10 protein-coding genes are annotated in these 11,724 nt (G+C 36.5%); 5 read left to right on the forward strand and 5 right to left on the reverse strand.

What is annotated here, in order from left to right; translation table 11 throughout:
* Positions 1–71 precede the first annotated feature (71 nt).
* A complete protein-coding gene (locus LGQ90_RS02385; protein WP_229337740.1) occupies positions 72–1,586 on the forward strand; it encodes a DEAD/DEAH box helicase in 1,515 nt (504 codons plus the stop codon).
* On the opposite strand, the gene LGQ90_RS02390 is transcribed toward LGQ90_RS02385, so the two are convergent.
* Complete coding sequence (locus LGQ90_RS02390) at positions 1,583–3,883, reverse strand: penicillin-binding protein 1A (protein WP_229337742.1); 2,301 nt, start codon at positions 3,881–3,883, stop codon at positions 1,583–1,585. The genes LGQ90_RS02385 and LGQ90_RS02390 overlap by 4 nt on opposite strands.
* Before the next feature lie 315 nt (positions 3,884–4,198).
* Complete coding sequence (locus LGQ90_RS15025) at positions 4,199–4,333, reverse strand: hypothetical protein (protein ID WP_262904321.1); 135 nt, start codon at positions 4,331–4,333, stop codon at positions 4,199–4,201.
* 648 nt (positions 4,334–4,981) lie between these two features.
* On the opposite strand from LGQ90_RS15025, the gene LGQ90_RS02395 reads away from it, so the two are divergent.
* The gene (locus tag LGQ90_RS02395; protein ID WP_229337744.1) at positions 4,982–5,830 is read left to right on the forward strand and encodes an SdiA-regulated domain-containing protein; all 849 of its coding nucleotides are present in this window, start codon (positions 4,982–4,984) and stop codon (positions 5,828–5,830) included.
* Here the strand turns inward: LGQ90_RS02395 and LGQ90_RS02400 are convergent, their stop codons facing one another.
* Complete coding sequence (locus LGQ90_RS02400; protein ID WP_229337746.1) at positions 5,831–7,117, reverse strand: dipeptidase; 1,287 nt, start codon at positions 7,115–7,117, stop codon at positions 5,831–5,833.
* A 116-nt stretch (positions 7,118–7,233) separates the two neighbouring features.
* Between LGQ90_RS02400 and LGQ90_RS02405 the strand changes: the two genes are divergently transcribed.
* From LGQ90_RS02405 to LGQ90_RS02415, 3 genes are read left to right on the forward strand one after another with little or no spacing between them, the layout of a single operon-like run.
* Positions 7,234–8,688, forward strand: a complete 1,455-nt coding sequence (locus LGQ90_RS02405; protein ID WP_229337748.1) for a RimK family protein — start codon at positions 7,234–7,236, stop codon at positions 8,686–8,688.
* The gene (locus tag LGQ90_RS02410; RefSeq protein WP_229337750.1) at positions 8,688–9,908 is read left to right on the forward strand and encodes a glutamate-cysteine ligase family protein; all 1,221 of its coding nucleotides are present in this window, start codon (positions 8,688–8,690) and stop codon (positions 9,906–9,908) included. Before LGQ90_RS02405 ends, LGQ90_RS02410 begins: the two co-directional genes overlap by 1 nt.
* Complete coding sequence (locus LGQ90_RS02415) at positions 9,905–10,603, forward strand: N-formylglutamate amidohydrolase (protein ID WP_229337752.1); 699 nt, start codon at positions 9,905–9,907, stop codon at positions 10,601–10,603. The genes LGQ90_RS02410 and LGQ90_RS02415 overlap by 4 nt, the downstream gene beginning before the upstream one ends.
* A gap of 30 nt (positions 10,604–10,633) precedes the next feature.
* On the opposite strand, the gene LGQ90_RS02420 is transcribed toward LGQ90_RS02415, so the two are convergent.
* Together LGQ90_RS02420 and LGQ90_RS02425 are read right to left on the reverse strand one after the other, a co-directional pair.
* Entirely contained in the window at positions 10,634–11,044 is a 411-nt protein-coding gene (locus LGQ90_RS02420; protein ID WP_229337754.1) for an OsmC family protein, read from the reverse strand.
* Between the two features lie 152 nt (positions 11,045–11,196).
* Complete coding sequence (locus LGQ90_RS02425) at positions 11,197–11,628, reverse strand: FKBP-type peptidyl-prolyl cis-trans isomerase (RefSeq protein ID WP_229337756.1); 432 nt, start codon at positions 11,626–11,628, stop codon at positions 11,197–11,199.
* Positions 11,629–11,724 lie beyond the last annotated feature (96 nt).

Below are 11,724 nucleotides of genomic sequence, written 5' to 3' on the forward strand. Positions count from 1 at the left end.
AAACTGTAATAAATTTTTGAGTAATGCTTAAAATGGCTTATTTTTGCAAAATTGCTTACTTAAAAAAATCTATGGCGTCAGAAACATTTGGTATTGAAAGGAAGAAAGTAGACAAGGAATTATACGACTATCAACAAAAAGATATTGATAAAATTTTTGGGGTAATAGAAGAACATCCTGAAAACTACAACCTTCTTTATCAACTACCTACCGGTGGAGGAAAAACGGTGATCTTCTCTCAAATGACGAGAGAGTATATTCAAAGAACCAATAAGAAAGTCCTTATTCTTACCCATAGGATCGAGCTTTGTAAGCAAACCTCTAAAATGCTTTCTGGTTTTGGTGTTCGCAATAAAATAATTAATAGTAAAGTAAAAGAATTACCAGATCAGGATGATTATATGTGTTTTGTGGCCATGGTTGAAACACTAAATAACCGCCTTAATGATGAGAAACTTGAAATTGAGGATATAGGCCTTGTAATTATTGATGAAGCCCATTACAACTCTTTCAGAAAATTGTTTAAATTTTTTGAGAAGTGTTTTATTCTTGGAGTTACGGCCACCCCATTAAGTTCTAATATTAAACTTCCTATGAAGGATAATTACCGGGAACTTATTGTAGGCGATTCAATTTCTTCTCTTATTGAAAAAGGCTTCTTAGCGAAGGTCAATATTTTCAGCTATAATGTTGGGTTAACAAATCTAAAGGTGGGAATGAACGGTGATTATACCGTAAAATCTTCAGAAGAGCTTTATTCAAATTATAGTATGCAGGAAAAACTTCTTACTGCCTATTATGAAAGATCTAAAGGAAAGAAGACGCTGATTTTCAATAATGGGATCAACACTTCTGTAGAAGTCTATTATACTTTTAAAAATGCTGGTTTACCCATAAGACATCTTGATAATACGACCAGCAAACAGGACCGTAAAGATATTTTAAAATGGTTTAAACATACCCCGGACGCTATAGTTACTTCAGTGAGTATATTAACTACCGGGTTTGACGAACCAACTGTAGAGACGATCATTTTAAATCGTGCTACCAAATCCCTTACGCTTTACTTTCAAATGATTGGTCGTGGATCCCGTGTTCTTAAGAATAAAGACGAATTTAATGTGATAGATCTTGGTAATAATATGGCCAGGTTTGGACATTGGAGTACGCCGGTAGACTGGAAACAGATCTTCAGGTCTCCAGATTTCTATTTTGAGAATTTATTGAGTGACGAGGATATTGAAAGAGATTTTCAATATCAAATGCCTCCTGAAATACGAGAGCAATTTTCTAAAACAGAAGATGTTACTTTTAACATTGAAGAAGCTTATGATAAGGTGATCCAGAAGGGACTTAAATCTAAAGCGGTATTGGAATGGTCTATGGAGCAGCATGTGAAGATGTGCGTGGAGAACAGTGAAGACGTTTTTGATGCGAGAATCCTGGCTAAGGAACTTAAAGATGATATTTCTTCCCGTATAAAACAGTATTCTTATTGCATTAGTAAAAGCACCAAAAATTACCGTGACTGGCTGGAAGAGGACTATTCCCGTAAATTAAGGATGGAGATAAATAAGGAATTTTAATTATCCTTCCCACCACCGAAAAGACGCTTAAAGAAACCTTTCTTTTTCTTTTTGTCCTTTTCATTTTCAGGATCTTTTCTTTTCTCCTTACCCGAGAATAATCTTTCAAAAAAGTTATCGCGTTCCTGTGGCGGACATTCCATCAATTCAGCCAACTCAGGAGATAATGGTGCAAACCTGGCTCTGGTGATATTATTGAATTCTGAAGAGGCATTCATTTTCTGCATTAGTTTGGCGAAAACAGGTAGGGCAGAATTCGCTCCCTGCCCAATGCCTGTATTTCTAAAGCCAATTCTATGATCGTCAGCGCCTACCCAGGTAACGCTCACCAGCTCTGGTGTAATTCCAACAAACCATCCGTCTTTATTATCCTGCGTGGTTCCGGTTTTCCCCGCAATATCATTCTGTAGTCCGTATTTATATCTTAATCTGCTCGCGGTACCTTCATTAACCGTAGCCTGCATCATGTTAAGCATGATCTTTCTTGTGTCTTCGGAAAAAGCTTTGGTCTCTGAAATCTCAGGTTTAAACTCTGCAAGTAAATTGCCATTTCCATCCTCGATCCTGGTGATATAATAAGGTTTTGAATAGTGCCCCTTATTTACAAAACTTGTGTAAGCTGAAGTAAGTTCTTTTAGATTAAGGGAGGCGGTACCCAGGGCGATAGAAGGAACCTGCGGAAGATCAGACTCAATCCCCATTTTTCGTGCCTGGTTGATCACATTCCCAATTCCTGTTTCCATGAGGACTTTCACGGCAATAGTATTCATAGACCTGCTAAGCGCCGTTTTCAAGTTGTAATTCATGTTTGGATCATCCCCTTCAGAAGATGAATTGGAAGGAGTCCAGCCATCTTCATAGGTAACTTCCCGAACAGAAAAATAAGAACAGGGATCCATTCCGCTTTCCAGTGCAGCGGTATAAACAAATGGCTTAAAAGTAGATCCGACCTGTCTCTTACTTTGGGCAACATGATCATATTTAAAAAATCTGAAATCTATACCTCCAACCCAGGCCTGTACCGCACCATTGTCTGGACTTACCGCCAGGAATCCGGAGTTCAGGAATTTGAGATAATGCGAAATACTATCTATAGTACTTACATTTTGAGTTTTCATTCCATCGTACTCAAAAAGTTCTGTGGGATGTTTTTGTTCTAGTTTCGTCAGGATCTCAGTTTCACTTAATCCTTCTTTTTGAAGACTTTGATATCTTTGAGATTTCTTTATCGCTTCATTTAAAATATTTTTATTCCTTTTCCAGGGAGCATAGTCCCCGTAAGATATCTCATGCTGTTGTTGCAATTCAGACATATGCTCTGTCATGGCCTCTTCAGCCAATTGCTGCATTGCATAATTCAGGGTAGTATGTACTATAAGCCCGTCACGATAGATATTATATTTTTGTCCATCCTTATTTTTGAGAGTGTCCAGGATCTTGCTTACATCCTGTCTTATCTGTTCCCTAAAATATGGTGCAAGCCCTTTATTATTGCTGTAACTTTTATAATCCAAGATCAAGGGCTGCATTTTAGCGTTTTCAGCTTCATCCATGGTTAGATAATCATACTTGGCCATTTGCATAAGTACAACGTCACGCCTTAACCTGCTGCGTTCCGGAAAGATCCTTGGATTATAATAATGACTTGCTTTTAGCATTCCTACTAAAACCGCCGATTCCTCCAGGCTCAAGTCTGAAGTATGTTTATTGAAGAATTTTAAAGAAGCACTCTCAATGCCATAGGTATTGTCACTAAACGGAACTGTATTGAAATATAGCTGAATGATCTCATCTTTAGAATAGATGTTTTCTAGTCTCTTGGCAATGACCGCTTCCTGCATTTTATTGATCACAATGCCGAACATCCCAAAGTCACGACGACCATAAATATTCTTGGCTAATTGCAGGGTGATGGTACTTCCTCCACCGGCAGAATCATCCTGAAGCAAAATAGATTTAAAAAATACCCTGAGTAAACTTCTGTTATCTATCCCGTCATGTTCATAAAATCTTACGTCTTCGGTAGCAATAAGCGCTTCAATAAGATAGGAGGGGAGTTGTTCAAAACCTATAGGTTGTCTGTCGAAAATATAAAATTTCCCAATAAGATCACCGTTTGAGGCAAGAACCTGAGTGGCTTTATTTTGTTTAAGTTCGGTAAGCTCCTTAGTAGTGGGAATCTTCCCCCACATACCAAAGTAGATACTACCGAAGAATAAAAAGAATAAGGCAATTAAACTGGTTATAATGATTAATGCCCATTTAAGTTTGGGGTGTCTTTTTATTGTCGCTAACATTTGTTGAAGGTAAATTTTGCAAATAAACAAATGTTTGCTGCAGAAGCATAAATTTTAAGCTAATTTTAATGTTTAAACCAAAAATTATAGCCGGTAAACGTGAATTTACCGGCTAGGTTGAAAAGCTTTTCATACGAGATTTTTTGAATGTTCTACACGAAGCGTCTTCTGTTGTACCAGCAAGTTCGCCCGCTTAAGTTTTTAGCATTCAGGAATGGTTTTCTATGGGTTAGATTAGATTCGTTTCCCACACCAAAGTCCTGAATTAAATTAGATAGAGCTGTCCTGATATATAATTTTTTGATTGATGAATGTCTAAGCGTAGGTCCTCCGACTATATTCACTGATATGTCTTGTGGTTTCCTTTAAGTTCAAAAATGGTCTTCGATGAGTAAGACCTCCTTCTTTACTGCTTCCAAAATCCTGGATGATGCTGTCTAATGATTTCATGGTTGATGAATTTTTGATGATTTAATTTAATTATGAAAATCTTTTCCTTTTTGAGAAACCTGATCTCTCTGCGATCGCTTCTGTACTCATGAATGATTTTCTGCTCTTGGTGTTGCTTACTAAAGTTGTCATAATTGATGATTTTAATGATTGATGAATTTTTGATGATTTGGATTGATTATGAAAATCTTTTTCTTTTTAAGAATCCTGATCTTTCTGCGATGGCTTCTGTACTCATAAATGATTTTCTACTCTTGGTGTTGCTTACTAAAGTTGTCATAATTGATGATTTTAATGATTGATGAATTTTTGTTTAGAATGCTAAAGCGAATCTTTTTCTACTTAAAAAACTTCTTTCGGAATTCGCTTCAGTGTTCATAAAAGATTTTCTGTTTTTTGTTTTACTGCTAAAAGTTCTCATGACTGATGATTTTAATGATTGTTTGTATTTAATAGACGACCATTAAATAAAAGCGTTACAGTACTATGTAATAAAAGGTAGTGATTTAACATATTTTTAACTTTTATCTTATTTTCAGTAGGTTGCATCTAGCCGGATGGAAGGAGTGTATAAAGCCTTCAAAGTATTGTTAATCTTTTTGAGACCCGTATGCATTCATGTATTTTTATTTTACTAAATATTTTTTCATGAAGAAATGGGCAATTGGTATCATCGCATTAACTCTAGTTCTTGCAGGAGTGATCTATACTATTTATCAATTAAATGATTATGATTACGATGATGCTACCAAATCTTATGAAATTGTAAATAAATGGGAATTGCCTGAAGAGCTTGAAGAAATTTCAGGAATACATTGGATGGGAGATGAAAAGATAGCCTGTATTCAGGACGAAGACGGGATCATATTCATTTACGATCTTTCGGTTTCAAAAATAATACAGGAGTACAAATTCGCAGGTTCCGGAGATTATGAAGCTTTAACTTCCTTGAATGGTGAATTTTGGGTGGCTGAAAGCAATGGAGAGCTATTCAATATAAAAAATTTGGAGGCTCAAGAGAATGCAGAATCAATTCAATTAGAATTTGAATACCGCAATAATATTGAAGGTCTGGCTGCCAATAAAGATGGAGATCTATGGCTGGCGGTTAAAGAAAAGAATCTGGATAATAGCGGGGGTTATCGTGGTATTTACTCCTTTAATCCAAAAACCAATAAACTCAATCCAGCCCCGGTTCTGAAAATCCAATTTGACGATCCAATTTTTGATGTCTTAAAAACCAACAATCCCAGGATATTAATTAGACCTTCAGATCTCAGTTTTTCTCCATTGAATAATGACGTATATGTTCTGGATGCAGAATTTCAGAAGTTACTTATTATTGATCGCAGTGGTAAAATAAAAAAGATGCATTTGTTGGATCCAGAAGAATTTGAACAACCGGAAGGCATTTGTTTTACTCCCTCCGGCCGAATGTTTATATCTAACGAATCTATTTCTGGTGCAGCCAGCATTCTGGAAGTAAAATTAGATTGATCAGGATTTTTGCAGATTATCTGCTACTGCCTGTACTTCATCCATTACCCTAAGCAAATTCTCACCCCATAGCTTTTTGATTTCCTCATCGGTATAGCCTCGTTTTACAAGTTCAATAGTGACATTCAGGGTTTCTGAAGCATCATTCCATCCTTCAATGCCACCGCCTCCATCAAAATCTGAACTAATTCCTATGTGATCTATTCCTATTTTTTCCACCAGGTAATCTACATGATCCACAAAATCTGAGACATTTACCGGAACTCCACTTTCTTTAAGTTTATCTATCTCAGATTTAGCGGAAGATCTTACTTTATTAAAATCTGCATAATATTTTGTCCGCTCTTGTTCAGGTAAATTTCTAACTGTATCTCTTGGTAAGATAATTATACCCATCTCTGCTGCTTTCTTTTCATAGACTTCCTTACTAGCATCATTAAAAGCATTATGCTTTTCTGTATTCAGGTAAGAACTGAAAGCAACTGTTTGTACCACCCCGCCATGCTCCTTGAACAGATCGAGTAATTCGTCATCAAGATTCCGGCTATGATCACATAATGCACGGGCAGAAGAATGAGAAGCTATGAGCGGAGCTTTAGAGATTTCAAACATTTGTTTAATTGCCTCTTTGCTCGGGTGAGAAACATCGATCATCATTCCCTGCCTGTTCATTTCTCTCACGGCTTCTTTCCCTAATTCACTCAAACCATTATAGAGCCATTCATCGTTTTCTTCGCCTGTATTGGAATCACTAAATTGACTATGTCCATTATGGGAAAGGGACATATATCTGGCACCCCGATCATAGAACTCTTTTATTCTGCTAAGGTCTGTACCTACGGGATAAGCATTTTCCACGCCTATCATGGCAACTTTTTTACCTTGATTCACTAAATTTCTTACTTCTTCAGAATTTGTTGCCAAACCGATCTTCTCTGGTGCGATCTCTTCTGTAAGACGGTGAATGGCCTCAAATTTATTTATAGCATTTTCATAAGCAGCTTTATAGCCATCTGCATTCAGCTCTTCCTGTCCCGTATATACAATGAGCCAGGTCACATCCATCCCGCCTTTTTCCATTTTGGGCAGGTTTACCTGAGTATCCAGGTTCATGCTGTAATTTTTATCCTCGCTAAAATTATTTACATTGATATCGTTATGAGTATCTATGGTAATCGCTTCCTGGTGGATGATTTTTGCCCTTTTGAGAATATCTTTATCAGTTGTTTGCGCATTTACGCTTAAAAGACTTGAAAAAAGTATAAGTCCGGTTAATTTTAGTTGCATATATTGAGGTTTGTAAAAATTTAAAGCCTGAATTTAAGAATTATTATTAAGCTATACTTAAAATCCAAAATCAGATTAATTTTTAATATACATTTGATCATACATTTTTATTTTTAATGCATAAATATATTGTTGTAAATCACCCGGAGACCTGGACGATCTCTTCTGAAAATTTGAAGATAATATCTTCCAAAGATTATCTTACCAATCCTGAATATTCCAGGCTGAAAAAGGCCAGGATCTTTAACCTTTGTAAGGATTACTCTTATCAGTCTAAAGGATATTATGTTTCCCTTTTAGCGGAAGCACGGGGGCATTTAGCAATACCAACCGTAAAGAACCTGGTAGATCTTGGCGAACCCAAGCTTGTAAAGATCGTTTCTGAAGAATTTGATGATCTCATTCAACAATCACTAAAGAATATCAAATCCCAGGAATTCACCCTAAGTATTTATTTCGGGCAGAACGTAGCCGCAAAGTATAAAGAATTAAGCGCCATGTTCTTCAGGCATTTTCAAATTCCTTTTTTGAGGGTAAAATTCAACTTTACTACCCGGTGGAATATTAAAAGTATCAAGGCTATTTCAGAATCAGAAGTACCAGAAGAGCATAAAGAAAGCATGTTGTTCTTCGCAGAGCAATATTTTGCTAAGAAGCGCTATGATACCCCAAAAGCCAATGTTTCAGAATACGACCTGGCCATTTTGGTTCAGCCAAATGATGTTGCTCCACCAAGTAACGCCAAGGCCTTAAAGAAGTTTATGGAAATTGGGGAAAAACTTGGTTTTTATACTGAGATTATTGGTCCAAGAGATCTTTCTCGATTATCAGCTTTTGACGCATTGTTCATCCGGCAAAGTACCGAAGTAAATAATGAAGCCTATGCTTTTTCAAGAAAAGCACAGCAGGAAGATATAGCGCTGGTAGATTATCCTGATGCGATCTTAAAATGTTGCAATAAAGTTTATATGGCTGAAGCTTTGGAGAATTCCAAAATTCCTGCACCTAAAACCGTGATTGTACATAAGGACAATGTTAAATCTGTTCTTGAAATAACTAAACTGCCGGTAGTTCTAAAATCTCCGGACTCCACCTTTTCTTTTGGTGTTAAAAAAGCCACTACAGAAAAGGAATATTTTGAATTGGTTTCCACTATGCTCAAAAAATCAGAGCTGGTTATCGCCCAGGAATTTTCATATTCAGATTACGATTGGAGAATTGGAGTATTAGATGGTAAGGCTTTTTATGCCTGCCGTTATTATATGGCGAAAGGTCACTGGCAAATTTATAACTGGGATGCTAAGATTAAGGATGATCAGGATGGAAATGCAGATTGTTTACCCATTGAAGATGTACCGGAAAATATCCTGAAAAATGCTCTAAAGGCAGCAAAATTGATGGGTAAAGGCCTTTATGGTATAGATATAAAAGAAGTGAACGGCAAAGCTTTGGTCATAGAGATCAATGACAATCCTAATATTGACGCCGGAGTAGAGGATGCCTATTATGGAGATAAGGTCTATATAGATATTCTTACGGCTTTGAAAAACCGACTTGAAAATAAAATATAATGGCATATCATCTTTTTGAGGTATTTGGAATTGAACTGGAGTACATGCTGGTTAAAAGATCTGATCTTAAAATAGATCCCACAGTAGATCAACTTTTCATTGAAAAGAACGGTTCTATAACTTCAGATATCGAAAATGGTAAAATTGAATGGAGCAACGAACTCGTGGCGCATGTAGTGGAGCTGAAAACAAACGGACCTACAGATGATCTTCCCGGGCTAGATAATTTATTCGCAGAAAACATTCAGGAGATAAATCGGCTACTGCAGAAATTGGGCAGCAATCTTTTACCTTCGGCTTCTCATCCTTTGATGAATCCTCACACCGAAACCCATTTGTGGGAACATGATCATAATGAGATCTATTCGCTGTACAATAAGATATTTGATTGTAAAGGTCATGGCTGGAGCAATGTGCAAAGCATGCATATTAACCTGCCGTTTTTTGATGATTCAGAATTTGAAAAATTACACGCGGCGGTTAGGATCTTACTTCCTATAATTCCGGGGCTTTCAGCGAGTTCTCCCGTACTGGATGGAAAATTTACGGGTTTTAAGGATACCCGAATGGAATATTATAAGACCAACCAGAAAGAAATTCCGCATATGATGGGAAAAGTGATCCCGGAACAGGTCTTTAATAAAGCAGATTATCATAAAGTGATCTTTGAGCCTATTAACAATGCAATTAAAGCTTTTGATACTGAAAATATCCTTGACCATCATTTCCTAAATTCACGCGGGGCAATTTCCCGGTTTGACCGTAACGCGATCGAGATAAGAGTGATAGATATTCAGGAAAATCCTTCAGCAGATATTGCTATTGCAGCATTTATTATTGAAGTCCTGAAATTGCTGGTGAGCGAAGAACTGATCTCTTTAGAAGATCAGAAAACATGGCATGAAGATGATCTCTTCTTAATTTTTGATGATGTTATCAAGAATGCTGAAACTACACTTATTACTGATAAAAAATACCTGGCGATATTTGATCTTCAGCAAGACGCAGATGTGAAAAGGATCTGGAAAAAGCTTTATGAAAGAGTAGGAGAAAAATTAAGCGAAAATCATCAAAAGCATATTGAATTCATTCTTCAAAACGGAAGTCTTTCTACAAGAATTCTTAAAGCGTTGCGTAATGACTTTTCAGAAGAAAATATCCAAAAGGTTTATTTCCGGCTTGCCGAGTGTCTTGAAAATAACAGAATGTTCAGGCCATGAAACTTGTGCTAACCTGCGAGCATGCTTTTCCATATATTCCAGAGAAATATCAAAAGCTTTTTTATGATGAACCGGAAATTCTAAAAACACATGAAGCTTATGATCCCGGTTCTTTTGATCTTTTTAAGGCTTTAAAAAGCCTGGCAAATTTCAGCAAATATCAAAGTATTGGCCGGTTATTGATAGAAACCAACAGATCTGAACATCATCCCCTGCTTTTTTCGAGATATTCCCGCGAGATCTCCAATCAGGATAAAAAAAGCATTCTACAAACTTTTTATACTTCATATAGGGATGAAGTTAAAAGTAAAATTCAGGAATATATCAACGAAGGGAATACTGTGATTCATTTATCTGTACACAGTTTCACACCTGTTCTAAATAGCAAGGAACGAAATTGTGATATTGGTCTGTTATATGATCCTTTTCGAGCTGTAGAAAAAGAATTCTGTAAGAACTGGAAAACTGAAATCTTAAAGCAGAATCCGGAATTAAAGATTCGCTTCAATTATCCTTATTTAGGGAAAGCAGATGGATTTACAACTTCTCTTCGGAAAGTTTTTCCAAAAAATTATCTGGGAATAGAACTGGAGGTGAATCAGAAGTGGGCGAGTGACGACCTTATGAATAAGGATTTAAAGAAGAATATTTTTGAGTCCCTTCAGGATATTATATCAAAAAAGCCCCAGAATTGAGGCTTTTTTTATTTTATGAATTTTTTAATTCTATTTTAAATCATATTCCAGCGTAATTTCAGCTTTCAGCAATTTAGATAAGGGACAACTTTCCTTTGCTTTATTGGCAATCTTATCAAATTTGTCTTTATCAATTCCAGGCACCTCGGCATTAAGAATTAGATGAGATTTTTTGATCTCTCCATCTTCAAAAGTGATCTCTGAGATGGTTTCGATTTTATCTGGTTCAAATCCGTCTTCAGTTAAAAAAGCTGAAAGCTGCATGCTAAAGCATCCTGCGTGGGCTGCTCCAACGAGTTCTTCAGGATTTGTCCCTTTTCCATTTTCAAAACGGGTTTTAAAGGAATACTGAGCATCTTTTAAAACACCGCTTTCCAGACTTACGGTTCCTTTTCCTTCTTTCAATGAGCCTTTCCATACGGCCGATCCTTTTCTTATCATAATATAATTTTTTAGTGATTTCTCTCTAAATTAAGGCGCAAAGCCTGAACTGGAAAAGAATTATAATAACCTTAACCAAAAGTGATACGAGCACAAACAAAAAAGCCCGAAAGATGAACTTTCAGGCTTTTTGATATTATAAATAGTGGTAATTACTTGATCTCAACAACTTCAAGATCAAAAACAAGGTCTTTACCAGCCAATGGGTGGTTAGCATCAACTACAATGCTTTCATCTTTAATTTCTGTTACTACCAGGTTGATCTCACGACCATCTGGACCTTTAGATACTAGAGGCATTCCAACTTCCGGCTTTAATTCTTCAGGTAATTGATTTTTTTCAACTTCCTGAATTAATTCAGCTTTAGGCTCCCCGTAAGCTTCCTCTTTAGGTATATTGATCGTCTTTTTTTCGTTCACTTCCATGCCGATAAGACCTTCTTCAAAACCTGGGATAAGCTGACCCTGTCCTAGAGTGAACTCTATAGGCTCTCCGCGCTCTACTGAACTATCGAAAACCTGACCGTCTTCTAACTTCCCTGTGTAATGTACCTTAACGGCGTCATTTTGCTTTACTTGACTCATAAAAAGTATTTTTTCAATTTTAAATGTGGCTGTAACTAATTTTCAGCCATTTAATGCCAACTTGTGCAAGTACCCTGCCGAATGACAAATAACACG

This window comes from Christiangramia sediminis (assembly GCF_020552705.1).
GTDB classification, from domain to species: Bacteria; Bacteroidota; Bacteroidia; order Flavobacteriales; family Flavobacteriaceae; genus Christiangramia; species Christiangramia sediminis.